The sequence below is a fragment of the Mesorhizobium sp. B2-2-3 genome (assembly GCF_006442405.1).
In the GTDB taxonomy this organism is placed as follows: domain Bacteria; phylum Pseudomonadota; class Alphaproteobacteria; order Rhizobiales; family Rhizobiaceae; genus Mesorhizobium.
Window position 1 is genome coordinate 80235 of the sequence record NZ_VFWC01000015.1, and the last position, 24844, is coordinate 105078.

The following is a 24844-nucleotide window of genomic DNA, read 5'->3' on the forward strand; positions in this document are numbered from 1 at the left end:
GGGGCCTCCATGTCTTCTGCTGGCAGCAGATGTAGGGAGAGGAAAAATGACCGGATCCGCCAAGGCCACCGTCTTCATCGACAATGAGCGCGTCATCGTCACGGAATACCGCTTTCAGCCGGGCGACAACACCGGCTGGCACCGCCATGGCCACGACTATGTTGTCGTGCCGCTGATGGACGGCAAGGTAAAGCTTCTGACCAAGGACGGCGAATCCTTCGCCGAAATGAAGAAAGGCGCGCCCTATTTCCGCAGGGAAGGCGTCGAGCACGACGTCATCAGCGCCAATGACGGCGAATATGCCTTCATTGAGATCGAGCTGAAATAGCGGCGTTCGCCTCGAATACCGCAGCGGAAACCGGTATATATATCTTCCAACAACGGAGTTTGAGATGGCCGAACCTCAGCTCTCGGTCCGTAGCGCAAAAGCACGCGACCTGGCTCATAGACTTGCTCGTCGCGAAAATCGCTCGATAACAGATGTCGTCGAGCGGGCGCTTGAATCGTACGAGATCCGTGAGGCGGGACGCGAGCCCGCCACCACCTTCTACGCCCGCCTCACGGCCAGTTGTGGCGTCGATATCGATCTGAAGGAAATCATCCGCGACGGCCGCCTGGTTCATGCTGGACCCGAGCTTTGATTTTCGTCGACACCGATGTGATGTCAGAGACACTCAAGAAGGCACCGGACGAAGCCGTTCTCGCCTGGCTTGTCCGCAACGATGCTGAATTGGCCCACGGTGACGATTGCTGAAGTCGCTTTCGGCATTCACAAAATCCGACCTGATGAGCGTGCGGATCGCCTGGAGCAGGGGCTTTCTCAATGGCGCTGTCGCTTCGCCGACCGGATTTTTGGGCTGACGGAAGAGGCTGCGCTGGCTTACGGGGAGATTATGGGAACCGCCAGCCGCCTGGGCCGTGGAATGTCGGCTCCCGATGGCATGATCGCCGCGATCGTGCGTGTAAGTGGTGGTCGGCTGGCGACGCGCAACCTCAATGATTTTGGCGCGGCCAACCTCGACCTGATCTCACCGTGGGATTTCTAGCGTTGAAACGGATTCACGCGAAGCGTCTTTGATACGTTGTGCCATGACGTTTTCCCAAGCCGAGATCGTTTTCCGGCGGCGGGTAGGATAGATTTCCGATTATCGCCACGTCACGTCGGCGGCGTGCCGTTCTCCGCCAACACCGCGCCAGCCAGATAGAGCGAGCCGCCGATCAGGATTCGCGGCGGCGGGCCGTCCCAGGTGTCGCGCAGCAACATCAGCGCGCTGGCGACGGAACTCACCGGCTCGGCCGTAAGCCCGGCCTCCGTGGCGCGGGCCGCCAGTTCGTCGTTCGGCACGCTGGCGTCGCTCAGGCTCACCGGCACGGTATAGACGTGCCGGGCGAGGCCATTGAAGGCGCGGAAATAGCCGCTCTGGTCCTTGGTGTTGATCATGCCGGAGATGAGAAAAAGCGGCCTGGGGTTCTTCTCTTCCTGTTCGGCCAGCGCTTCGGCGACGACCACGCCGGCGCCCGGATTGTGGCCGCCGTCGAGCCAGATGTCGGCGCCCTTCGGCGCCAGTTCCGTCAGCCTGCCTTGCGACAGCTTCTGCATCCGCCCCGGCCAGGCGACAGTGGTCATCGCCTTCTCGGCGGCACGGTGGCTGATCTCGAAGCCGGCTGCCTTGACGGCGGCGATCGCGGCGGCCGCGTTGGCGAACTGGTGGCGCCCGGGCAGCCGCGGCGGCGGCAGATCCATCAAGCCATCATCGTCCTGATAGACCATGCGGCCGTTCTCCTCGAAGGCGAGGAAATCCTGTCCATAGATCAGGGTCGGGCAGCCGAGCCGCTCGGCGGTTTCGATCAGCACCTGCTGCGCCGCCTCGGTTTCCTGCGCCCCGATGACCACCGGGCAGCCGCGCTTGATGATGCCGGCCTTCTCGGCCGCGATCAGTTCGACGCGGTCGCCGAGATAGGCTTCGTGGTCCATCGACACCGGCATGATCACCGAGACAGCCGGCCTGGCGATGACATTGGTGGCGTCGAAGCGGCCGCCGAGACCGACCTCGACGATGGCGGCATCGGCCGGATGCTCCGAAAACAGGATGAAGGTGACGGCGGTGAGGATCTCGAAAACGGTGATCTTCTCGCCGCCATTGGCCTTGGCGACGCGGGCGATGGCCTCGGCGAAGATATCGTCCTCGACCAACCTGCCGCCGCCATCGGCCGCCAGCCGGTAGCGCTCGTGCCAGCTGACCAGATGCGGCGAGGTGTGCACGTGCACGAGCCGGCCGGACGCTTCCAGAAGCGCCCGCGAGAAGGCGGCGCAGGAGCCCTTGCCGTTGGTACCGGCGATGTGGATCACCGGCGGCAGCAAGTCCTGAGGATTGCCCAGCCGCTCCAGCAGCCGTGAAATGCGGTCGAGCGAAAGGTCGAAGCCTTTCGGGTGAAGCGCCATCAGCGCTTCGATTTCACGGTCGGCGGCAAGCGTGGTCATGTAGGAGTCCTAAGCGCGCGATGGATCGCGCGCAATCGCGGTTCGCGGCAAAGAGTGTCGCGTCAGGCCTGCGGCCGTGCTTCCGTCGCGACCACCGCCGGCGGCAGGATTTCCGGCTCCAGGGGCTTGTGCTCTTCCGGCATCTTGAGCAGCATCTTCAAGAGCCGCGCGATGGTCCGGCGCATCTCCAGTCGCGACACCACCATGTCGACCATGCCGTGCTCCATCAGATATTCGGAGCGCTGGAAGCCGTCCGGCAGTTTTTCCCGGATGGTCTGCTCGATGACACGCGGTCCGGCGAAGCCGATCAGTGCGCCGGGCTCGGCTATATGCACGTCGCCCAGCATGGCGTAGGAGGCAGTGACGCCGCCGGTCGTCGGATTGGTCAGCACGACGATGTAGGGAAGGCCGGCTTCCTTCAGCCGGTCGACGCCGACCGTGGTGCGCGGCAATTGCATCAGCGACAGGATGCCTTCCTGCATGCGCGCGCCGCCGGAAGCGGCAAACAGGATCAGCGGCCGCTTGCGCTGCACGGCCACCTCGAAGGCATGAACGATGGCGTCGCCCGCGGCCATGCCGAGCGAACCGCCCATGAAGGCAAAATCCTGCACCGTCACCACCACCGGCAGGCCTTCTACGGTGCCCAGCGCGTTGACGATGGCATCTTCCAGGCCGGTCTTGGCCTTGGCGTCCTTCAACCGGTCGGTGTAGCGCTTCTCGTCGCGGAACTTCAGCGGGTCCAGCATGACCTTGGGATTTTCGAGCTGTTCGTATTTGCCGTCGTCGAGGAAGTATTTCAGCCGCTCCTTGGCCGAGATCTTCATGTGATGGCCCGAAGACGGGATGACGAACTGGTTGGATTCCAGATCCTTGTGGAACACCATCTCCCCGGTCTCGGGATCCTTGATCCACAGGTTCTCGGGCATGTCGGTGCGCCGGCCGAGCATCGAATTGATCTTCGGGCGAACGTAGTTGGTGATCCAGTTCATCGCTTCGGCTCCTGTCCTGACGAAGAGTTAGAGCAATTCCAGGAAAAGTGTGAACCGGTTTTCCGACCGGAATTGCGATAAAGCAAAAAGATAGAGCGGTTCGGCGTTTCCGTGAAACGGCAAACCGATCCAGCGCATGCCGCCCGGGATGGCGACGTGCACAAGACCTGAGGTAGGAAAACTATTCGGCGGCAGCAAGGCGGGCCAACCGCACGCCCTGCGCGAGGCCGCTGACCAGCGTGGCGACGGCCTCGGCCGGGTCGGCGGTCTTTTCGCCCTTCGGCCCCAGCACATTCGCGACCGCATTGACGATCGCGGTGCCGACGACGACGCCGTCGGCATTGGCGCCGATGACGCGCGCCTGTTCGGCGGTCTTGACGCCGAAGCCGACGCAGACGGGCAGATCGGTATGGCCCTTGATGCGCTTGACCGCCGCAGCCACCTTGCCGGTGTCGGCCAGCGCGGAACCGGTGATGCCGGTCATCGACACGTAATAGACGAAGCCGGACGTGTTCTGCAGCACCTTGGGCAGGCGCTTGTCGTCGGTGGTCGGCGTCGCCAGCCGGATGAAGTTGATGCCGGCTTTCAGCGCCGGGATGCACAGCTCCTCGTCCATCTCCGGCGGCAGGTCGACGACGATCAGCCCGTCGATGCCGCTGGCCAATGCGTCCTTGAGAAAGCGGTCGACGCCGTAGATGTAGATCGGGTTGTAGTATCCCATCAGAACGATCGGCGTCTCATTGTCGCCGGTGCGGAAGTCAGCCGCCATCTTGAGCGTCTTGACCAGCGTCTGGCCGCCTTTCAGCGCCCGCAAGCCCGCGGCCTGGATCGCCGGGCCATCGGCCATCGGATCGGAGAACGGCATGCCGAGTTCGATGATGTCCGCGCCGGCCGTTGGCAGCGCCTTCATGATCGACAGCGAGGTCTGATAGTCCGGGTCGCCGCCCATGAAATAGGTGACGAGCGCCGGGCGGCCTTCGTTCTTGAGCTTTGCCATGCGGCGATCGATGCGGGTCACCATGATCAGATCTCCATGCCCAGCATCGAAGCCACCGTATGCACGTCCTTGTCGCCGCGGCCGGACAGGTTGACGATGACGATCTGGTCCTTGTCCATGGCGGGCACGATCTTCACCGCATGGGCGATGGCGTGCGCCGATTCGAGCGCCGGGATGATGCCTTCGACGCGTGTGGTCAGCTTGAAGGCCTCCAGCGCCTCGTCGTCGAGGATCGGCACATATTCGACGCGGCCAGAGTCGCGCAGCCAGGAATGCTCCGGGCCGACGCCGGGGTAATCGAGGCCGGCCGAGATCGAATGGCCGTCCATGATCTGGCCGTCGGCATTTTGCAGGAGATAGGTGCGGTTGCCATGCAGCACGCCCGGCGCGCCGGCGTTCATCGAGGCGCAGTGCTCGATGCCGTCGAGGCCACGCCCGCCGGCCTCGATGCCGATGATGCGGACATCCTTGTCGTCGAGGAACGGATGGAACAGGCCGATGGCGTTGGAGCCGCCGCCGACGGCGGCGATGATGGTGTCGGGCAACCGGCCTTCCTGCTCGAGGATCTGAGCGCGCGCCTCCGAACCGATCACCGACTGGAAGTCGCGCACCAGCTCCGGATAGGGGTGCGGGCCGGCGGCGGTGCCGATCAGGTAATAAGTGTCCTCGACATTGGTCACCCAGTCGCGCAGCGCCTCGTTCATGGCGTCCTTCAGCGTGCCGTGGCCAGCGGTCACCGGCCGCACTTCGGCGCCAAGCAGCTTCATGCGAAAGACATTGGGGCTTTGGCGGGCAACGTCCGTGGCACCCATGTAGACGACGCAGGGAAAGCCGAAACGGGCAGCGACCGTGGCCGACGCCACGCCGTGCTGGCCGGCCCCGGTCTCGGCGATGATGCGCGTCTTGCCCATGCGCTTGGCCAGCAGGATCTGGCCGAGGCAATTGTTGATCTTGTGCGAACCGGTATGGTTCAGGTCCTCGCGCTTGAAATAGACTTTTGCACCGCCCCCGAGGCCCTTCGCCGAGGAAACTTCACGAAGATATTTCGTCAGGCCATCGGCGAAATAGAGTTTCGACGGCCGCCCCGCATAGTGGGTCGAAAGGTCGGTGAGCTCGGCCCTGAAATCCGGATCGTCCTTGACCTCGTTCCAGTGCCGTTCGAGGTCGAGGATCAGCGGCATCAGCGTTTCGGCCACGAAACGACCGCCGAAAATGCCGAACATGCCCTGTTCGTCGGGTCCGGTGCGGAAGGAATTGAGTGTCGCCGGCTTGTTCATCGCCGATCTCCTGGCATCTCGATTTTCTTAAGCATGTCCTGTCGAAAACCGTTTTCCACTTTCGGGACATGCTCGGGTTTGAGCCGGTCAGGCGGCGCGGTCGTCTCGCGCTGCCTTGACGGCCCGGAAAAACTGCTCGATCAGCGCCGGATCCTTGATGCCCGGCGCGCTTTCCACGCCGGAGGAAATATCAATTCCGGGCGGGCTGGCAAGCCGAAGGGCATCGCCGATATTGGCGGCGTTGAGCCCACCGGAAAGCATGTAATCGAGCCCGGCGTCAAGGCCGGTCAGGATGCGCCAGTCGAACGCAACGCCATTGCCGCCCGGCAACTCGGAGCCCTTCGGCGGCTTGGCGTCGAACAGGAACCGGTCCGCGACCCCGACGAACGGTTTGATGCGCTCGAGATCGGCGGCTTCGCTGAGCGGCAGCGCCTTCATGACCGGCAGGTCATAGCGGGCTTTCAGTTCGGCCACCCGTTCGGGCGTTTCCGAGCCGTGCAGCTGCAGCATGTCCGGGCGCATGCTGTCGATGATGTCGTCCAGGAAGGTGTCGTTGGCGTCGACGGTAACGGCAACCGCCAAAGCCTTGCCGCGCGCCGCTTCGCGCAACCGCCCGGCTGCAGCCGGTTCGATGTAACGCGGGCTCTTGGCAAAGAAAATGAAGCCGACATGGCTGGCGCCGCCGGCCAGCGCCGCGGCCATTGCCTGGTCGGTCTTCAAGCCGCAGATTTTGACGTCGAGTGCCATGGCGCGGGAATTGACATGAAATCGAGGCAGAGTCGAGAAAAAGCATGTTGTTTGCCGGCAGGGCCAAAGGCGCTACCTATCATGGGAAAGCATGCAAGGCGGGAGAACATCATGACTGACAGAACCGTTGCCGAACTCAGGCAGAAGATCGCGCAGGCGCGCGAGGTGATCGCGCATTTGATGGACAAGGCCGCCTTCAACGGCGCCGAGGCGCATCGGGCGCTCGATTATTTCGACACCGACGCCTTCGATCGGAATTTTTTACCGTGGCCGCATCATAGCGAAGAGGGGCTGCGGCCTGAAGAGTTGAACGCCGCGAATGACGATTGAGTTCGTGCGCCCAGTAAGAACGTAGACGCTGGCGGGACCGGAGGTGTGAAGCATCACCGCGGAAAAGCTTATTTTCTGGCGCCGTACGACGCTTCATTGCGCTACTCGAAAACGATCGCCTGCAAGGCCCCGCCATTGCGCTTCAGCCAGTCCTTGCAGCGGTCGGTGTCGGGGCAGAGCTTTTCGCACAATTTCCAGAATTTCGGGCCGTGGTTCATCTCTTTCAGATGCGCTACTTCATGCGCGACGAGGTAGTTGATGACGGGCGGCGGCGCCATCATGATGCGCCAGGAAAAGGACAAATTGCCTTCGGAGGTGCACGAGCCCCAGCGGCTGGACGTATCCTTGTAGCGGATCGCCTTGGCGCGCTTGCCAAGCGCTTCGGTGTGCCTGGCCACCAGCTTCTCGATCTCCTTCTTGGCCTCGCGCTTCAAAAAATCGGCGATGCGGCGCGGCAGGTGGATGCGCTCGCCATGCACGATCAGCAGCGGGCCGCGTTCGTCGCGCGACACGGTGACGGTGCCGCGCCTTGACGGCTCATGCACGATGCGGTGCGGCACGCCGCGGATTGGTATCTTGATGCCTGGCCGTACCTGCGGCCGTGTCGGCACCTTGGCCAGCCGCTGCTCCAGCCAGTCCTGATGACGATCGAGGAACCGCTCCACCTCGCCGCGGCGCAGGCCCGGCGGCACGGTGATACGCAGGCCCTGGCCGCTGGAATCGATGCGCAGCGTCAGACGCCGCGCCCTGGCGCTCTCGACGATCTTGAGCGGCAGCGTGCGGCCGGCAACGCAGTATTCTCGCTCCACGACAGGCGTGGGCTTGGGCTTCGTCAGATTGCGGAAGAATCCGAGGGTCATGGCCGGACGATACGCGATTCGAGAAAAACGAATAGAACAAAAAAGAAACGGCGCCGCTCGCGCGACGCCGTTTTTTCACGATCGGGCCTGTCGCTCAGCCTCAGTCGTCAAGCAGGTTCGAGCCTTTGCCACGCTTGGTGGGGGTCGTGCCTGTGCTCGGGTCGCTCTTTGCCGGAGCGGTCGACTTGTTGCGGTTCGCCATGAAGCGATCGAACTCGTCCTGGTCCTTGGCGCGACGCAATTCGCGGGCGTAGTCGTCGAACTCGGTCAACATGTCGTCGAGCTTGCGGCGTTCCTCGGCCAGGCGTTCAAGCTCCTTTTCGCGCCAGTCGTCAAACGCGACGTTGCCGGTCCGGGCGGAGCCGTGGCCCCAGCGCGCGGCTTTGTCGGAACCGCGGCGGCAGCCGGCGAAGATGCCGTCGGTCGCGCGGTTGACATCACGCTTGAAGCCCTCGAGCCGGTCGCCCCAGATGATGTAGGCGAGCATGGCGAAGCCGAGCGGCCAGAACACCATGAAGCCGATCACCATCAACGCGATGGTTGCCGGCGTCCAGGCCGGGCGGATCAATGCAGATGTGTTCATTTTCTCCCATTCCTTCGGTTGGAGACAGCCAGGACCGGCTGCGTGGAATCGAAATGGGAAGGCAAAAACGGCGATTCAAGACAATGTCGGCTAAAACCGGACAAGCTGCTGAAATGATTATCGCTTTTTGAGCATATCGAGGAAAAGCACGACCAGCCCGGCAATCAGTCCCCAGAATGCGGCGCCGACGCCGAACAAGGTCAGCCCGGAGGCGGTGACGACAAAAGTGACGGTGGCGGCCATGCGCTCGCTTTCGTCCTTGAGCGCGATCGCCAGCGCGTTGGCCAGCGAGGCCATCAGCGCAAGACCCGCAACCAGCACGATCAGGCTCTGCGGCAGGACGGCGAAGATCGCCACCAGGGAGGCGCCGAAAATCGCGAAGATCAGATAGGCAAGGGCATAGAACGGCCCTGTCTTCCAGCGCTCCGTTGGGTCTGGATGAACGTCGGGTCCGGTGCAGATAGCCGCCGAAATTGCCGCCAGATTGGTGGTCGAGCCGCCGAACGGCGCCGAAAGTAGCGAAAACAGGCCGGTGATGCCGATCAGCGGACCGGGTTCCGGATGGTAGCCGGCGGCACGCAGCACGGCGAGGCCCGACAGGTTCTGCGAAGCCATGGTGACCAGGTAGAGCGGTACTGCCAGGCCGATTATCGCCTTGGCGGTGAACACAGGCGCAATCACAGTGAGCGTCGATAGTTCAGGAGTGGGCAAACCGCCGACGCGGCCGGTGAGAAACGCGGCGAGACCGCCGCCGACCAGCACTGCCAGCACCGACAGCGCCGGATTGAACAGGCGGATGACGAAGAAGGCGGCGATCAACGGCAGGATCAGCCAGGGATCGGCGGGAACAGTTTTGACCGCATTGAGCGCGAAGGTGACGACAATGCCGGCCAGCATTCCTGAAGCGACCGAGGGCGGTATCCCCGAGATCAGTTTCGTCAGCGGCCGGAACAGCCCGGTGGCGACCAAAAGAATGCCGGTAACGATGAAGGCGGCGACGGCCTCGCCGATCGAAAAACCACTCGACGCCGCCATCAGCGCCAGGCCCGGCGTCGACCAGGCGGTGATGACTGGCATTTTCGTTCGCCAGGACAGCCACAGGCTTTCGACCGCCATGGCCAGGCAGATCGTGGTCACCCAACTCGCCGTCTGGATTTGCGTCGCGCCAACCGCGTGGGCGGCGGCAATGACAATGGCCAGCGTGCCGCCGAAACCGACGATGGCCGCGACAAAGGCTGAGATCGGGATGGAAAGGCGCATCGTCACTTGCCCCGCGCAGCCATGTCGCCGACCGCCCGCACCAGGATGTCGAGATCCTGCGGCCGCGACAGCCGGTGGTCGCCGTCCGGGATCAGCGACAGCGTGACATCGTCGGCCGGCAGCAGGCTGACCAGCTTCAGCGCATGGCTCGACGGCACGTCCCGATCGGCCAGGCCCTGCAAGACGTGTACGGGGCAGTGCGTGTCGAGCGGGCCTGTCATGACCAGGTTGTCGCGCCCATCCTCGATCAGCGCGCGCGTGTAGATGTAGGGCTCGGTGGAATAGTCCGACGGCTCCTCGAAGAAGCCTTTTTTGGCAAGGTCGCGCTTCTGCGCTTTGGTCAGCACCGGTTCGACCAGTTCTGCGGTAAAATCCGGCGCCGGTGCTAGAAGCACCAGACCGACGACGCTTGCGTCGCCTGCCTTGCGCAATTCCTGCACCATGCGCAGGGCGATCCAGGCGCCCATCGACGAGCCGACCAGGATCTGGCTGCCGCTGGTGAAATGCCGGAACACGGCCAGGCTTTGCGAAAGCCATTTTGAGATCGTGCCGTCGGCAAAGGCGCCGCCGGATTCGCCGTGTCCGGAATAGTCATGACGCAGGAAGGCGCGGCCGTCTTTTGCCGCCCAGTCCGAAAGCGCTTCAGCCTTCGTGCCCAGCATGTCCGACTTGTAGCCGCCGAGCCAGACGACGCCAGGCGTCGCGCCCGCAATATGGCGCACCGCGATGCTCGATCCGTCGACATCCAGAAAGACAGGGGCAGTCATGGCTTTTTCCTCACGCCGACTTTCGGCGCAGGGTCTTGTGACACAGCCAGTGGTGTGGCGAAAAGTGCTCGCCATCTTTCTTTGTTTGCCGCAGGCAGCGATCAGGTGATTTTCTGTCAATGCTGTGCTATTGACTCCGCCCGCGCGCTCACCACATTGGCGCGTCCACATATCAACACCTGCAAATCCAGAACGAAACGGCCAAGGAGACCACGACCATTCGCAGACCTTTCAAAGCAGCGGCGCCGACCAAGGATGGGCCGCGCTCCAATCGTGACATCCGGGTTCCCCGGGTCCAGCTTATCGACGCCGAAGGCCAGAACCGTGGCGATGTTTCCATCAACGACGCATTGCTGCTCGCCGAAGAGGCAGGGCTCGATCTCGTCGAGATATCGCCCAACGCGCAGCCGCCCGTCGTAAAAATCCTCGATCTCGGCAAGTTGAAATACGCCAACCAGAAGAAGGCGGCCGAGGCGCGCAAGAACCAGAAGGTCATCGAGATCAAGGAGATCAAGATGCGCCCGAACATCGACAGCCACGACTACGAGACCAAGATGAAGGCGGTGCGCCGCTTCTTCGAGGAAGGCGACAAGGTCAAGCTGACATTGCGCTTCCGTGGCCGCGAGATGGCGCATATGGAGCTCGGCATGCAGCTTCTGAACAAGGTGCGTGAGGAAGTGGCTACCATCGCCAAGGTGGAAGCGGAGCCGAAGCTCGAAGGCCGCCAGATGATGATGGTGCTGGCGCCGCGCTAGATCACGATAAGGTTAGCGCGACCGACGCGCTCCAATTCCGCCTGAATTGTGCTACAGGGCGTCCCGGCGATCGGCGGGACGCCCATTTCTCGGCCATAGCTGCGGTCGCCGGCTAAGTTCTCGACGATCGGATTCCTCCCTTGGACAAAAAACTCAAATACGGGCTGGGTAGCTACCAGCGCACGCGCAGGCTGGTGCTTGCCGTGCTTGTGGTGGTGCTGTTCGCAGCCCTGCTGTTCGGGCAATCGAGCTTTCCGCCTGATACGGCGATGCATGAAACGATCGAGATGTTCGGCGTGCTGCTGATTTTCCTAGGTATCTGCGGTCGCCTTTGGTCGACGCTCTACATAGGTGGGCGCAAATCTTCCGAAGTTGTGACGGGCGGGCCTTATTCGATCACCCGCAACCCGCTCTATGTGTTCTCGACTGTGGCCGCGGCCGGCGTCGGCGCGCAGATCGGCTCGTTCTCCGGCATCATTCTGTTCGCTGTCCTGTGTGCGGGCGCCTTCCATATCGTCATCCTGCGCGAGGAGAAATTCCTTAAGGAAACGCTCGGCGAGCCCTATCAGGCCTATCTGGCAAGAGTGCCGCGATTCTTTCCGAAGCTTTCCCTCTACCAGGAAGGCGACACCGGCAGCTTCAAGCCGCGCCTGCTGTTGACCACGCTTCTCGACGGCCTGGTGTTCCTCATCGCGCTGCCGGCCTTCGAACTGATCGACGGCGCCCAGCAGTCGGGTATGCTGCCGGTGTTGTTTACGCTCCCTTGAAGAAGGACCGGGCGCCGCATCCCGGCGTTCGGGGAAACGCGCGGCGCGGTGGGTGTTGCACAGTCGCCTGCTTTGACGTATAGGACCGCCGTTCCAAGAAAACCGCCCGGCAGGGCATGCCGTGGCGGTTTCATTTGCTTTTCGGGCTTTGGTCGGCCCGAAGCGAACAAGAAGCGCGATGGTGCGCCACAATACGGAGTAGCAAAATGCCCAAGATGAAGACCAAATCGGCCGCCAAAAAGCGGTTCAAGATCACCGGTACGGGTAAAGTCCTGTCGGCTGCGGCCGGCAAGCGTCACGGCATGATCAAGCGTTCCAACAAGTTCATTCGAAATGCCCGCGGCACGATGGTTCTGGCTGAACCGGACGGCAAGAAGGTCATCAAGAATTTTCTGCCGAACGGCCTCTGAGCATTCGGCCGAACACGAATTTGTTTTACGCAATTCCGAACGGAAAACCGCAAGGCACTTTTCCTGGAATTGCTTTTAAGGAGATCATGACATGGCACGCGTAAAAAGAGGCGTCACCTCGCACGCCAAGCACAAGAAGGTCCTGAAAGCCGCGAAAGGCTTCTACGGCCGCCGCAAGAACACCATCCGCATCGCCAAGCAGGCGGTGGAAAAGTCGCTGCAATACGCCTATCGCGACCGCAAGAACCGCAAGCGCTCGTTCCGCGCGCTGTGGATCCAGCGCATCAACGCCGCGACGCACGAGCACGGCCTGACCTATGGCCGTTTCATCGACGGCCTCAACAAGGCTGGCATCGAGATCGATCGCAAGATCCTGTCGGATATGGCCATCCACGAGCCGCAGGCTTTCGCCGCGCTCGTGGCCAAGGCCAAGGTTGCTCTTGAGTACCTCAAGAACACCACCCCGAATGCTTTTGAAAGCGCTGTCGCCTAAGACCAGCGCTTCCCAAGCATTCGAAATTCTGATTTGGGGAACCCGCGCTGGCACGGCTGGCGCGGGTTTTTCTTATGCCTGATGTAACCAAATTGGTGACACGCCCGGTGATGGTGGGTTGCCCGATCGAGAGAGTTTCGCCGTGAACGCCACCGCTGGAAATCTTGAAAGCCTGGAAGCTTCGCTGCTCGCCGACATAGCGTCGGCTGCTGACGAGGCCGCGATAGAAGCCGTGCGCGTGGCAGCCCTTGGCAAGAAGGGGTCGATCTCGGAAATGCTGAAGACGCTCGGCTCGATGAGCGCTGAGGAGCGCCAGGTCAAAGGCCCCGCCATCAACGGCCTCAAGAACCGCGTCACCGATGCGCTCACCGCGCGCAAGGCGGAACTCAGGGATGTTGCCATCACTGCCCGCCTCGCCGCGGAGAAGGTCGACGTGACGCTGCCGGTGCGGCAGTCGCCGGCCGAGCGCGGCCGCATTCATCCGATCAGCCAGGTCATCGACGAGATCGCGGCGATCTTCGGCGATCTCGGCTTCGCCATCGCCGAAGGGCCCGACATCGAGACCGACTATTACAATTTCACCGCGCTGAATTTCCCGGAAGGCCATCCGGCGCGCGAGATGCATGACACCTTCTTCTTCCAGCCGGACGAGAAGGGCGAGCGCAAGCTTCTGCGCACCCACACCTCGCCGGTGCAGATCCGCACCATGGAGAAGCAGAAGCCGCCGATCCGCATCGTCATTCCGGGCAAGACCTACCGGCAGGATTCCGACGCCACCCACTCGCCGATGTTCCATCAGGTCGAAGGGCTGGTGATCGACAAATCGGCCAACGTCGCCAACATGAAGTGGGTGCTGGAAGAGTTCTGCAAGGCCTTTTTCGAGGTGCCGTCGGTCAAGATGCGCTTCCGGCCGTCCTTCTTCCCGTTCACCGAGCCAAGCCTCGAGGTCGATATCCAGTGCGACCGCTCGCGGCCAGGCGAGGTGCGCTTCGGCGAAGGCTCGGACTGGATGGAGATCCTTGGCTGCGGCATGGTGCACCCCAACGTTCTGCGCGCTGGCGGGCTCGATCCCGATGAATATCAGGGCTTTGCCTGGGGCATGGGCATCGACCGCATCGCCATGCTGAAATACGGCATGCCGGACCTGCGCGCCTTCTTCGACGCCGATGTGCGCTGGCTGTCGCATTACGGCTTCCGGCCGCTCGACATGCCGACGCTGTTCGGAGGCCTGAGCGCATGACAGCGCCCCACGCCGGCGGCTGCCGCTGCGGCGCCGTGCGGTTCGAGGCGTCAGTCGAACCGCACCACGTCAGTTATTGTCATTGCGGCGATTGCCGGCGGGCGACCGGCGCGCCGGTGTCGGCCTTTGTCGGCTTCCCTGCCGGCCAGGTCGCGTTCACCGGCAAGGCGCTGAAGATGTTCGAGAACGGGCCGGTGACGCGCTCGTTCTGCGGCGTCTGCGGCTCACCCATCGCCTATGTCGACGAGCGGCTGGAGGACGACATCTATTTCATGCTCGGCGCCATGGACATTCCGGCCGATTTCAAGCCGACGCTGCATGCCTATCTCAGCGAGCAGCTTCCCTTCCTGCACATGTCCGACGACCTGCCGAGACATCTGAAAACAAGCGTCAAAAGACCAGACGGAACAGCATCATGAAATTCACCCTCTCCTGGCTCAAGGATCATCTCGAGACCGACGCCTCGCTCGGCGAGATCGTCGAGCGGCTGACCTCGATCGGCCTCGAGGTCGAGCATGTCGACGACAAGGCGAGCCTGAAGCCCTTCGTCATCGCCAGGGTGCTGACGGCGGTGCAGCATCCCGACGCCGACCGGCTGCGGGTGCTGACCGTCGACACCGGCGACGGCAAGCCGCCGGTGCAGGTCGTCTGTGGCGCACCCAATGCGCGGGCGGGCATGATCGGCGCCTTCGCCGCGCCCGGCACTTATGTGCCCGGCATCGATGTGACGCTGACGGTTGGCAAGATCAGGGGCGTCGAAAGCCACGGCATGATGTGTTCCGAGCGCGAGCTGGAACTTTCCGACGAGCACAACGGCATCATCGACCTGCCCGAAGATGCGCCGGTCGGCACCAGCTTCGCCGCTTACGCGCATCTCGACGATCCGGTCATCGAGATCAATCTGACGCCAAACCGGCCTGATGCCACCAGCGTTTACGGCATCGCCCGGGATCTCGCGGCGAGCGGTCTCGGCCGCCTCGTCGGCGGCGCGATCATGCCGCATGTCGGCAATGGAATGTGCCCCGTCAAGGTGACGATCGAAGCGCCGGAACTCTGCCCCGGCTTCGCGCTCAATCTGGTCAGCGGCGTCAAGAACGGCCCGTCCCCGAAATGGCTCCAGCAGCGGCTGATCGCCATTGGGCTGAGGCCCATCAGCGCGCTGGTCGATATCACCAACTACGTCACCTTCGATCGTGGCAGGCCGCTGCATGTCTTCGATGCCGGCAAGGTCGCCGGCAATCTTGTCGTGCGTCGCGCCAGGGATGGCGAAAAGGTACTGGCGCTCGACGGCCGCGAATACACGTTGACGCCGGAGATGTGCGTCATCGCCGATGACAATGGCGTGGAATCGATCGCCGGCATCATGGGCGGCGAGCGTTCCGGCTGCGACGAGAACACGACCGACGTGCTGATCGAATCCGCACTCTGGGACCCGATCACCACGGCCCGCACCGGGCGCGCGCTCGGCATCATCACCGATGCCCGCTATCGTTTCGAGCGCGGGGTCGACCCCGAATTCATGGTGCCGGGCGTTGAGCTTGCGACCCGGCTGGTGCTTGATTTCTGCGGCGGCACGCCGACGGAAATCGAGGTGGCCGGCTATGCCGGCCATCAGCCCAAGATCGTCTCCTTCCCGCTGTCGGAAGTGAAGCGGCTGACCGGCATAGAAGTGCCGACGGCGGAAAGCCTCGATATTCTCACGCGCCTCGGCTTCAAGCCTGAGGGTTCGGGCGATGTCGTCGAAATCGCCGTGCCGTCCTGGCGTCCCGATGTCGACGGCAAGGCCGACCTGGTCGAGGAGGTGATGCGCATCCACGGCGTCGACAACATCGCTTCGCAGCCGCTCGGCGCGCATGACGCGGTCAACGGCAAGATCCTGACGACGCTGCAGATCCGCACCCGCGCGGCCAAGCGGGCGCTGGCCGTGCGCGGCATGATGGAGGCAGTCACCTGGTCGTTCATCCCCGCCAGGCACGCCGAACTATTCGGCGGCGGGCAGGCTTCGCTCAAGCTCGCCAACCCGATCGCCGCCGACATGTCCGACATGCGGCCCTCGCTGCTGCCCGGCCTGATCGCAGCCGCCCAGCGCAATGCCGACAAGGGCATTGGCGACGTGGCGTTGTTCGAGGTCTCCGGCACCTATGAGGGCGACGGCGCCGACCAGCAACGGCGCGTTGCCGCCGGCGTGCGGCGCGGCACCGCCAAGCTCGACGGTTCCGGCCGCAACTGGGCTGGCAATTCCGGTCCGGTCGGCGTGTTCGACGCCAAGGCTGATGCCATCGCCGCACTCGAAGCCTGCGGCGCGCCGGTCGAGCGGCTGCAGATCGAGGCCGGCGGCCCGTCCTGGTACCATCCTGGTCGTTCCGGAACGATCAAGCTCGGACCGAAGACGGTGCTCGGCACGTTCGGTGAATTTCATCCAAAAACGCTGGAAGGGCTCGACGTCTCCGGCCCGCTCTGCGGCTTCGAAGTGTATGTCGATGCCGTGCCCGAGCCCAAGGCAAAGCCGACGAAAACCAAGCCCAGGCTGGATCTCTCCGCCTTCCAGGCGGTGAAGCGCGACTTCGCCTTCGTCGTCGACAAGGCGGTCGAGGCCGGCACGCTGGTACGCGCGGCGCTCGCCGCGGACAAGAAGCTGGTCACCGGCGTCTCGGTCTTTGATGTTTTCGAAGGTGCGGCGCTCGGCGAGGGCAAGAAGTCCATCGCCATCGAAGTGTCGATCCAGCCGGTCGAGAAGACGCTGACCGACGAGGATTTCGAGGCGTTGGCCAGGCGCGTCGTCGAGAATGTCGGCAAGCAGACTGGAGGCGTGCTCAGGGCATAGCCTCTTTCCGGGATTGCGGGAGCACGGCGAATCGCCCTCCAAAGGGCGATGGACCATTTGCACTATTCCGGGCTCCCGTTCGAAGCACAACGCGCTGCGTTTCTCGACATCCTGCTGTCGGATGCGCTCGTGCGCCAAGCGCTGGTATGTGCCCGCACGCTCGATCTTCCGGACTGGCTGGCGGTCTCCGGCGTGCTCTATAACTCGGTCTGGAACCATCTGACGGGGAAGCCGTCGGGTTATGGCATCAAGGATGTCGACCTGTTCTATTTCGACGATAGCGACCTGTCCTACGAGGCCGAGGACGCCGTCATCCGCCGGGCGGCGAAGCATTTCCAGGGGCTGCCCCTGCCGGTCGAGGTGCGCAACCAAGCGCGGGTGCATTTGTGGTACCCGCAGAAGTTCGGGCGGCCCTGTCCGCGCTACACGAGTTCGAGCGAGTCGGTCCGGTTTTTTGCGTCGAAGACACATGCGGTCGGGGTGCGATACGACGCGGATTGTCAACTGGAACTGCTGGCGCCGTTCGGTCTCGACGACGTCTTCTCGTTCCGCGTCACGCCGAACCGAGCGATGGACAATCAGCGGACGCATGAGGCGAAGGGCCAGCGGGCGCGGGAGAACTGGCCGGAGGTTACGGTCGTGCCATGGTAGGAAATGCGGGTGCGAGACACCCCCCTCTGGCCTGCCGGCCATCTCCCCCGCAAGGGGGGAGATCGGCTCTGATCCGCTTTCGCGAATTACAGACGGCATAAGGTAGACGAGACAGCGAAGCTGCCAATCTCCCCCCTTGCGGGGGAGATGTCCGGTAGGACAGAGGGGGGTGTTTCACGCGGGCGTCTGGCAATCTTTTATGCCGCGCGGCATCGAAAAGGGGGGCAGGAGCACCCCTTTTCGGTTCTCTTGGGATTGCCAATCACCCATTCACCAGCGCCAGCAGCTCCTCTGTGTAGCGCTTGCCCATGACCTTATCAGGCGACAGTGCATCGCCGATGGTCTGTACCTCTGCGGCACTCAGCTCGATATCAGCCGCCGCCGTGTTCTGCTCGAGATGGCGGATCTTTCGGGCGCCCGGGATGGGGACAATGAAATCGTCCTGGTGCAGTACCCAGGCGAGCGCCAGCTGTGCCGAGGTCACTCCCTTTTCGGTCGCCAGTTTTTCCAGCGTGGCCACGACCTTGGCATTGGCTTCCATGGCGTCGGCCTGAAAGCGCGGCAAGGTGCGGCGCCAGTCGTCGTCATCAAGCGTTTCGGGCTTGGCGATCGTGCCGGTCAAGAGGCCACGGCCGAGCGGGCTATAGGGAACGAAACCGATGCCGAGTTCGCGGCAGACGGCGAACACCTCGTCTTCGGGGTCACGGCTCCACAGCGAATATTCGCTCTGGACGGCCGCGATCGGATGCACGGCATGCGCCCGGCGGATGGTGGCGGCACTCGCTTCCGAAAGGCCGAGCGCGCGCACCTTGCCCTCGCGCACCAGCTCGGCCATGGCGCCGACCGTGTCCTCGATCGGCACGTTCGGGTCGACGCGGTGCTGGTAATAGAGATCGATCACGTCGGTGCCCAGCCGCTTCAGTGACGCCTCTGCGACGGCCTTGACGTGTTCGGGGCGGCTGTCGACGCCCGCCATGCGATCGGTGCCGGTGCCTTCCTCCAGGATTTTGAAGCCGAACTTGGTTGCGATCGTCACCTGATCGCGCACCGGCTTCAGCGCCTTGCCGAGCAGGATCTCGTTCTCGTAGGGCCCGTAGACCTCTGCCGTGTCGAAGAAATTGACGCCGATCTCGACGGCGCGGCGCAAGGTGGCGATCGCCTCGGCTTCCGGCTGGCCCCCATAGCCAAAGCTCATGCCCATGCAGCCGAGGCCGACCGGGAAAACTTCCAGTTCAGTACCGAGTTTGCGGGTTTTCATCACGCGTCTCCTTGTTGCGATGCCCAGGAAATAGCGCCTTGCCTTATGTTCGATAATCGGCTGATCTGTGCACGGGGCGTTCTAGAAAATAGATCAATGAACCGAGCACATCTTTCACAGCTTGCGGTGCTGGCAACTGTTGCCCAATGCGGCAGCTTTCGCGGCGCGGCCAGGGAACTGGCGATCGCGCCGTCGGCGGTCAGCCATGCCGTGTCCAGCCTTGAGGCGCGGCTTGGCGTGCGGCTGTTGGCACGCAGCACCCGCAGCGTTGCCCCGACCGAAGAGGGCGCGCGGTTGCTGGAACGATTGCGGCCGGCGCTGTCGGAGATCGACCTGGCACTGGAGACGGCGGTCGAGGCGCGCGACCGGCCGGCCGGCAATCTGCGGCTCAGCGTGCCGCGCACGGCAGCCCATCTGGTGCTGACCCCGCGGCTCGGCGCCTTTGCCGCGGCTTACCCCGATATCGTGCTGGAGATCGTCATCGAGGACCGCTTCACCGACGTCGTGGAAGGCGGTTTCGACGCCGGCGTGCGGCTTGGCGAAAGCCTGCAGCGCGACATGATCGCGCTGCGCATCGGGCCCGATATCCGCGGCGCCGTGGTCGGCTCGCCCTCCTATTTCGACACCATGCCGAGGCCTCGCCACCCGCGTGACCTGTCCGACCATCGCTGCATCCGCTTCCGCTTCTCCAGCGGCATCCTCTACCGCTGGGAATTCGCCAGGGATGGCGAGGAGATCGAGATTGCCGCGCAAGGACCATTGATTCTCGACGAAGACCATCTGATCGCCCAGGCGGCGGTCGACGGGGCCGGGCTTGCCTTCGTCTTCGAGGATTATGTCCGCGAGCCGCTCCGCGATGGCCGGCTGATCCGCGTGCTGGAGGATTGGTGTCCGTCCTTCGAGGGTTTCTTCGTCTACTATCCGAGTCGCCGCCAGATGCGGCCTGCGCTCAGGGCCTTCATCGATTTCTTCAGGGTGAGCGGATAGGCTGCCCTCTCCCTTGTGGGAGGGTGGAAGAAAGCCGACGCGACATTCGTTCACCTTCCATGCGAGCTTCGATCATAAATACCCCGACCCGCTACGGTTGGGCGGCAATCCTGCTTCATTGGCTGATCGGCCTTGCCTTCATCGGCCAGTTCGCGCTCGGTTTCGCGATGGTCCGCATCAGCAGCCAGCGCACGGCTTTCGAGCTCATCCAGCTGCACAAATCGCTGGGCTTCCTGCTGCTCGGCCTGATCATCCTGCGCATCGCCTGGCGGCTCGGCAATGCCGCGCCGGCCTTGCCATCCTCGGTCGGATCCCTGGAGCGCCGGGCGGCGCCGCTCGCTCACCTGGCGCTCTATGCCTTCCAGATCGCTTTGCCTCTGTCCGGCTGGGCGCTGGTTTCGGTCTCGACGCTGGAAATTCCAAGCATGCCGTTCAACCTGTTCGTGATGCCCAACCTGCCGCTTGCGGAATCCGATGCCGCCGAGAGTTTTTGGGCGGCAGCGCACTGGTACCTTGCCTATGCCGGCGCAGCACTTGTGGCGCTGCATGTCACGGCGGCACTGCGCCATCATTTCCGACTGAGGGACAATGTGCTTACACGCATCGTCACGCCTTCCTCAGGCGGGGAATAGAACGGGGTTCGGCCTCGTTTGTAAGCGAGGACGCGAAGAGCGTTGCCTCCGAAGAAGGAAATAATCTCATGTATGCGCGACTCCTCGGATCGGCGGCCCTTGCCGCTTGCCTTGCCGTGCCTGTCTGGGCAGCAGTTGTCCTCGATGATGCCGCCGGCAGTTACACGATCAGCCAGGCTGACTCCTCGATCCGCTTCACCATCGGCAAGGCCGGCGGCGGCGGTTTCGATGGTGCGTTTGCTCACTTCAAGGGCACGATCCGCATCGACAATGACGACGTCAGCCGCTCGAAGGTCAACCTCACCATTTTTCCCGAAAGCGTCGGCACCGGCCAGGGCCGCATCGACGCTTTCCTGCGTTCAGACGCCGTGTTCGATGCGGCCAACAGCCCCGAAATCCAGTTCCGCTCGACCAGCGTGACCCGCACCGGCGATACGACGGCGCTTGTCACCGGCCGGCTGACGGCGCGCGGCAAGACGTTTGCGGAAAAGTTCACCGCCGAGCTCGATGGCCTGAAGTCCGGCACGATCGGGTTCCACGTCACCGGCAAGGTGCTGCGGTCGCGCTACGGAATGGATGTCGGCACGCCGATCTATTCCAACGTCGTCGGTTTCGACATGAGGCTGACGGGGAAGAGGGGTTGAGCCATCGCTCCCCGCTCGTGGGGCGAGGAACTTGGCCCCCGCATTGGCTTTTGCCCCGATTTCAGGCAAACCTCCTCGCCTGTAATCGAGAGGAGAAGCCTGATGTTCCGATGGGGTGTGTTATCGACGGCCAAGATCGGTCGCGAGCAGCTTTTACCTGCGATCGTGGAGGCGGAAAATGGCGTGCTGTCCGCAATCGCCAGCCGCGATCAGTCGAAGGCCCGTGGGTTGGCCGATCGCTTCGGCGCGCCGCATGCTTTCGGTTCCTATGAGGAGTTGCTCGCCTCGAACGAGGTCGACGGCGTCTATATCCCGCTGCCGACATCGCAGCATGTCGAATGGACGGCCAAGGCCATTCAGGCGGGAAAACATGTGCTGGTCGAAAAGCCGTTGGCGCTCGACGCCAAGGACATTCCGCCGCTGATCAAGCTGCGCGATGCCAGCAAGGTGTTGGTCTGCGAAGCCTTCATGGTCGTCTACCATCCGCAATGGATCAAGGTGCGCGACCTGATCGCCAGCGGCGTCATCGGCCGGCTGCGCCATGTGCAGGGCGCGTTCTCCTATTACAATGTCGATCCCAACAACATGCGCAACCAGCTCGACCTTGGCGGCGGCGCGCTGCCCGACATCGGCGTCTACCCGACCGTGTCGACGCGCTTTTCCACCGGCAAGGAGCCGCTGCGCGTGCAGGCGACGATCGAGCGCGACAAAAAATTCGGCACCGACATCTATTCCTCGATCCGCGCCGATTTCGGCGACTTCGAACTGTCCTTCTATCTCTCGACCCAGATGGCCGCGCGCCAGGTGATGGTATTCCATGGCGAGAACGGGTTCATCGAGGTGTTCTCGCCGTTCAATGCCGGGCTCTACGATCACCACCGCGTCGAGTTGCACAATCAGAACCACACGGAGGCGCAGGTGTTCCGCTTTCCCGGTACGCAGCAGTACCGGCTCGAGGTCGAGACCTTCGCGCGGGCGGCCCAGGGCGGTAAGGAGCGCGTCTTCACGCTGGAGGAATCCGTGCTCAACCAGAAGGTCATCGACGCCATCTTCCGCGCCGGCGGCAAGGATGGCTGGGAGGCGGTCTGACCATCATTAATATATTCCGGTTCGAGATTCATACGGTAGCCAGCTAACGGGAGGGGAAATTGGCTGACGACGCGGATGTCATCATTGTCGGCGCCGGCCTTGCCGGGCTGGTCGCCGCCGCCGAACTGGCCGAGGCCGGCAAGAAGATCGTCATCGTCGACCAGGAACCGGAGCAGTCGCTGGGCGGCCAGGCCTTCTGGTCGTTCGGCGGTCTGTTCCTCGTCGATTCGCCCGAGCAGCGGCGCATGCGCATCCGCGATTCGCACGAGCTGGCGCTCGAGGACTGGCTGGGCACCGCCGCTTTCGACCGGCCGGAGGATCACTGGCCGCGCAAATGGGCCGAGGCCTACGTCGGCTTCGCCGCCGGCGAGAAGCGCTCCTGGCTGCTGGAGCGCGGGATGAAATTCTTTCCCGTGGTCGGCTGGGCCGAGCGCGGCGGCGGCAATGCCATTGGCCATGGCAATTCCGTGCCCCGCTTTCACATCACCTGGGGCACCGGTCCCGGCGTGCTCGAGCCCTTCGTGCTGCGCGTCCGCGAAGCCGAGAAGAAGGGACTGATCCGCTTCAAGTTCCGCCACCGCGTCAACGAATTGATCCGCACCGGCACGAGGATCGACGGGGTGCGCGGCGACATCCTGCAACCAAGCACCGTCGAGCGCGGCCACAAGAGTTCGCGTGAGATATCAGGTGATTTCGAGGTTCATGCGCAGGCCGTGATCGTCGCCTCCGGCGGCATCGGCGGCAACCACCAGCTGGTCCGGGAAAACTGGCCGAAGCGTCTGGGCGCGGCGCCGAAGTGCATGATCACCGGCGTGCCCGACCATGTCGACGGCCGCATGCTGGCGATCACGGAACAGGCCGGCGGCAGCGTCATCAATCGCGACCGCATGTGGCACTATGTCGAGGGCATCAGGAACTGGGCGCCGATCTGGACCGATCATGCCATCCGCATCCTGCCCGGTCCGTCGTCGCTGTGGCTCGACGCCAGGGGCAAGCGCCTGCCGGTGCCGCTTTACCCCGGTTTCGACACGCTCGGCACGCTCAGCCACATCACGAGCACCGGGTTCGATTATTCCTGGTTCATCCTGACCAAAAAAATCATCCAGAAGGAGTTCGCGCTCTCGGGCTCCGAGCAGAACCCGGACCTGACCGGCAAGAGCTGGCGCCAGGTGCTCGGCCGCGCCACGTCGGGCATTCCGGGCCCGGTCAAGGCGTTCATGGAGAAGGGCGAGGATTTCATCATCGAGGCCGAACTGCCCGATCTGGTGGCGCGCATGAACAAGCTGGCCGGCGGCGAACCGCTGCTCGACGTCGCCCATGTCGAGCGCGAGATCCGCGCCCGCGACCGGCAACTCGACAATCCCTTCTCCAAGGACATGCAGGTCACCGCGCTGCGCGGAGCGCGGGCCTATCTCGGCGACCGGCTGATCCGCACGGCCAGGCCGCACAAGATGCTCGATCCCGCGAACGGCCCGCTGATCGCGGTTCGCCTCAACATCCTGACCCGCAAGACGCTGGGTGGCCTGCAGACCGATCTCGAAAGCCGCGTGCTGGGGAGCGATGGCGAGCCGGTTCAGGGCCTCTATGCGGTCGGCGAAGCCGCCGGTTTCGGCGGCGGCGGCGTGCATGGCTATGCGGCGCTCGAAGGCACGTTCCTGGGCGGCTGTATCTTCTCCGGCCGCAGCGCCGGCCGGGCGGCGGCTCGTTCGGTAGGCTGAGCGCCGAACGGCTTGGCAGTCGCTGGGTTGATCATCTTCTGTCGATTGTCATGCGAGGAGGCCCTCACCAGATCCACTCGCTTTTGCCGAGCGCCGACACCGCCTCGACGATGCGGGTAAAGCTGGCGCGGGCGCGGCCGACCGTGTGCCTCGCCCTGAGATAGCCGTGCACAAGCCCTTTTTCCTCGAACCAAGTGGCTCGCCCGCCGCCCGCCACGATGCGGTCGCGATAGGCCTCGCCGTCCGACGACAGCGGATCGCACTCGGCGGTGATCAGCACGGTCGGCGGCAGGTTGGCGAAATCGGCGTCGGCCAGCGGCTGAAGCGTGATGTCGCCGGTCTGGTCCACGCCGCCGGTACGGATGTGCTTGTAGAATTCGAGGTCGCGCGTGGTCAGCATAGGCGCTTCGGCATGCTTCAGATAGGAGCCACGCGAACGGTCGCCGCCGAGCCCGGGATAGATCAGCACCTGCCCGATCGGTTTCTTCGCATGGCCGCGCGTCGCATGGCTGACTGCGGCGCAGAGATTGCCACCGGCGCTGTCGCCGCAGAGCAGGACGGGATGATCGCGGGTGGCTGCCGCCCACTCGAAGGCGTTCATCGCATCGTCAAACGCGGCCGGATGCAGATGCTCCGGCGCCAGCCGGTAGTCGACCGAGACGACGTCATAGCCGGTGCGGCCGCAAAGCTCGGCGCAAACGTCGTCATGGCTGCCGAGCCCGCCAAGGATGAACCCGCCGCCGTGGCAATAGAGCACCGTCGCCGCTGCCTGCGGGGCGCTGCGATAGATGCGGATCGGGATATTGCACGCCTGTGCGGCAATAGCGGTGGTCTCCGCTGTCACCCCCTCGGGATAGCCGGCAAAGAACTCCCGGCACATGCGGTCATAGATCTCGCGCTGCTCGACAATCGTGTAGTCGATCGTATCCGGCGGGTAATAGGAATTGGTCCGCTCGATGAAGGCCCGGGTCTCGGCATCGATAAGTTTGCTGTAGTCGGTCATGGCCGCGCCGACTGTGAACGGCGAGCCCAGGCACCCCCCTCTGTCCTGCCGGACATCTCCCCCGCAAGGGGGGAGATTGGC

General features: G+C 63.6%; 27 protein-coding genes and 1 pseudogene. 17 read left to right on the forward strand and 11 right to left on the reverse strand.

The annotated features are described in order from the left end of the window. The first annotated feature begins 46 nt into the window (after positions 1-46). From FJ951_RS24245 to FJ951_RS24255, 3 genes and pseudogenes are all read left to right on the forward strand, one after another. Positions 47-328: a cupin domain-containing protein gene (locus FJ951_RS24245; protein WP_140491165.1), complete on the forward strand. Its 282-nt coding sequence runs from the start codon at positions 47-49 to the stop codon at positions 326-328. A gap of 64 nt (positions 329-392) precedes the next feature. Continuing rightward, entirely contained in the window at positions 393-641 is a 249-nt protein-coding gene (locus FJ951_RS24250) for a type II toxin-antitoxin system VapB family antitoxin (RefSeq protein ID WP_140517757.1), read from the forward strand. Then, positions 638-1046 (forward strand): annotated as a pseudogene (locus FJ951_RS24255) (PIN domain-containing protein). The gene FJ951_RS24250 and the pseudogene FJ951_RS24255 overlap by 4 nt, the downstream one beginning before the upstream one ends. A 110-nt stretch (positions 1047-1156) precedes the next feature. Here the strand turns inward: FJ951_RS24255 and FJ951_RS24260 are convergent. The 5 genes from FJ951_RS24260 to FJ951_RS24280 form a co-directional block, all read right to left on the reverse strand. After that, positions 1157-2482, reverse strand: a complete 1326-nt coding sequence (locus tag FJ951_RS24260) for a folylpolyglutamate synthase/dihydrofolate synthase family protein (RefSeq protein ID WP_140517758.1) — start codon at positions 2480-2482, stop codon at positions 1157-1159. Positions 2483-2544: 62 nt separating this feature from the next. Next, positions 2545-3471 (reverse strand): acetyl-CoA carboxylase, carboxyltransferase subunit beta, encoded by a 927-nt coding sequence (accD, locus tag FJ951_RS24265; RefSeq protein WP_140491161.1) that lies wholly within the window; start codon positions 3469-3471, stop codon positions 2545-2547. Between the two features lie 181 nt (positions 3472-3652). Next, on the reverse strand, positions 3653-4492 hold the full coding sequence (trpA, locus tag FJ951_RS24270) for a tryptophan synthase subunit alpha (RefSeq protein WP_140491158.1): 840 nt from the start codon (positions 4490-4492) through the stop codon (positions 3653-3655). A 2-nt stretch (positions 4493-4494) separates the two neighbouring features. Continuing rightward, the gene (gene trpB, locus FJ951_RS24275; RefSeq protein ID WP_140517759.1) at positions 4495-5745 is read right to left on the reverse strand and encodes a tryptophan synthase subunit beta; all 1251 of its coding nucleotides are present in this window, start codon (positions 5743-5745) and stop codon (positions 4495-4497) included. 87 nt (positions 5746-5832) lie between these two features. After that, positions 5833-6492, reverse strand: coding sequence for a phosphoribosylanthranilate isomerase (locus FJ951_RS24280; RefSeq protein ID WP_140491154.1), 660 nt, complete (start codon positions 6490-6492; stop codon positions 5833-5835). Positions 6493-6603: 111 nt separating this feature from the next. On the opposite strand from FJ951_RS24280, the gene FJ951_RS24285 reads away from it, so the two are divergent. Further along, positions 6604-6822, forward strand: a complete 219-nt coding sequence (locus tag FJ951_RS24285; RefSeq protein ID WP_140491152.1) for a hypothetical protein — start codon at positions 6604-6606, stop codon at positions 6820-6822. A gap of 101 nt (positions 6823-6923) precedes the next feature. On the opposite strand, the gene FJ951_RS24290 is transcribed toward FJ951_RS24285, so the two are convergent. From FJ951_RS24290 to FJ951_RS24305, 4 genes are all read right to left on the reverse strand, one after another. Then, a complete protein-coding gene (locus FJ951_RS24290) occupies positions 6924-7682 on the reverse strand; it encodes a M48 family metallopeptidase (RefSeq protein WP_140491150.1) in 759 nt (252 codons plus the stop codon). A 100-nt stretch (positions 7683-7782) separates the two neighbouring features. Beyond that, complete coding sequence (locus tag FJ951_RS24295) at positions 7783-8265, reverse strand: DUF2852 domain-containing protein (RefSeq protein ID WP_140491148.1); 483 nt, start codon at positions 8263-8265, stop codon at positions 7783-7785. A gap of 117 nt (positions 8266-8382) precedes the next feature. Next, positions 8383-9525 (reverse strand): benzoate/H(+) symporter BenE family transporter, encoded by a 1143-nt coding sequence (locus FJ951_RS24300; RefSeq protein ID WP_140517760.1) that lies wholly within the window; start codon positions 9523-9525, stop codon positions 8383-8385. Between the two features lie 2 nt (positions 9526-9527). Further along, positions 9528-10292 carry an alpha/beta hydrolase gene (locus FJ951_RS24305; protein ID WP_140517761.1) on the reverse strand — a complete coding sequence of 255 codons (765 nt, stop codon included), beginning with the start codon at positions 10290-10292 and terminating at the stop codon, positions 9528-9530. A gap of 218 nt (positions 10293-10510) precedes the next feature. On the opposite strand from FJ951_RS24305, the gene infC reads away from it, so the two are divergent. The 8 genes from infC (at position 10511) to FJ951_RS24345 (ending at position 17432) form a co-directional block, all read left to right on the forward strand. After that, positions 10511-11047 (forward strand): translation initiation factor IF-3, encoded by a 537-nt coding sequence (gene infC / locus FJ951_RS24310; protein ID WP_140491142.1) that lies wholly within the window; start codon positions 10511-10513, stop codon positions 11045-11047. Between the two features lie 140 nt (positions 11048-11187). After that, entirely contained in the window at positions 11188-11814 is a 627-nt protein-coding gene (locus FJ951_RS24315; RefSeq protein WP_140517762.1) for an isoprenylcysteine carboxylmethyltransferase family protein, read from the forward strand. Positions 11815-12020: 206 nt separating this feature from the next. Then, complete coding sequence (gene rpmI / locus FJ951_RS24320) at positions 12021-12224, forward strand: 50S ribosomal protein L35 (protein ID WP_006201248.1); 204 nt, start codon at positions 12021-12023, stop codon at positions 12222-12224. A gap of 91 nt (positions 12225-12315) precedes the next feature. Next, the gene (gene rplT, locus FJ951_RS24325; RefSeq protein ID WP_006201247.1) at positions 12316-12717 is read left to right on the forward strand and encodes a 50S ribosomal protein L20; all 402 of its coding nucleotides are present in this window, start codon (positions 12316-12318) and stop codon (positions 12715-12717) included. Positions 12718-12859: 142 nt separating this feature from the next. Continuing rightward, on the forward strand, positions 12860-13957 hold the full coding sequence (gene pheS, locus FJ951_RS24330; protein WP_140491135.1) for a phenylalanine--tRNA ligase subunit alpha: 1098 nt from the start codon (positions 12860-12862) through the stop codon (positions 13955-13957). Beyond that, positions 13954-14376 (forward strand): GFA family protein, encoded by a 423-nt coding sequence (locus FJ951_RS24335; RefSeq protein ID WP_140517763.1) that lies wholly within the window; start codon positions 13954-13956, stop codon positions 14374-14376. The genes pheS and FJ951_RS24335 overlap by 4 nt, the downstream gene beginning before the upstream one ends. Then, positions 14373-16781: a phenylalanine--tRNA ligase subunit beta gene (gene pheT, locus FJ951_RS24340; RefSeq protein WP_140517764.1), complete on the forward strand. Its 2409-nt coding sequence runs from the start codon at positions 14373-14375 to the stop codon at positions 16779-16781. The genes FJ951_RS24335 and pheT overlap by 4 nt, the downstream gene beginning before the upstream one ends. Positions 16782-16829: 48 nt before the next feature. Further along, a complete protein-coding gene (locus FJ951_RS24345) occupies positions 16830-17432 on the forward strand; it encodes a nucleotidyltransferase family protein (protein ID WP_140517765.1) in 603 nt (200 codons plus the stop codon). A gap of 262 nt (positions 17433-17694) precedes the next feature. Here the strand turns inward: FJ951_RS24345 and FJ951_RS24355 are convergent, their stop codons facing one another. Beyond that, on the reverse strand, positions 17695-18690 hold the full coding sequence (locus FJ951_RS24355) for an aldo/keto reductase (protein ID WP_140517766.1): 996 nt from the start codon (positions 18688-18690) through the stop codon (positions 17695-17697). A gap of 96 nt (positions 18691-18786) precedes the next feature. On the opposite strand from FJ951_RS24355, the gene FJ951_RS24360 reads away from it, so the two are divergent. The 5 genes from FJ951_RS24360 to FJ951_RS24380 all read left to right on the forward strand — a co-directional run bounded on the left by FJ951_RS24360 (position 18787) and on the right by FJ951_RS24380 (position 23760). Next, positions 18787-19677, forward strand: a complete 891-nt coding sequence (locus FJ951_RS24360) for a LysR family transcriptional regulator (RefSeq protein ID WP_140517767.1) — start codon at positions 18787-18789, stop codon at positions 19675-19677. Between the two features lie 59 nt (positions 19678-19736). Beyond that, positions 19737-20309 (forward strand): cytochrome b, encoded by a 573-nt coding sequence (locus FJ951_RS24365; RefSeq protein ID WP_140517768.1) that lies wholly within the window; start codon positions 19737-19739, stop codon positions 20307-20309. Positions 20310-20377: 68 nt separating this feature from the next. Continuing rightward, positions 20378-20953 carry a YceI family protein gene (locus FJ951_RS24370; protein WP_140491123.1) on the forward strand — a complete coding sequence of 192 codons (576 nt, stop codon included), beginning with the start codon at positions 20378-20380 and terminating at the stop codon, positions 20951-20953. Positions 20954-21055: 102 nt separating this feature from the next. Continuing rightward, positions 21056-22042 (forward strand): Gfo/Idh/MocA family oxidoreductase, encoded by a 987-nt coding sequence (locus FJ951_RS24375; RefSeq protein WP_140491121.1) that lies wholly within the window; start codon positions 21056-21058, stop codon positions 22040-22042. Positions 22043-22101: 59 nt separating this feature from the next. After that, positions 22102-23760, forward strand: a complete 1659-nt coding sequence (locus FJ951_RS24380) for an FAD-binding dehydrogenase (RefSeq protein WP_140491118.1) — start codon at positions 22102-22104, stop codon at positions 23758-23760. 64 nt (positions 23761-23824) lie between these two features. Here FJ951_RS24380 and FJ951_RS24385 read toward each other — a convergent pair whose 3' ends face one another. Further along, the gene (locus FJ951_RS24385) at positions 23825-24763 is read right to left on the reverse strand and encodes an alpha/beta hydrolase (RefSeq protein ID WP_140517769.1); all 939 of its coding nucleotides are present in this window, start codon (positions 24761-24763) and stop codon (positions 23825-23827) included. Between the last annotated feature and the right edge of the window lie 81 nt (positions 24764-24844).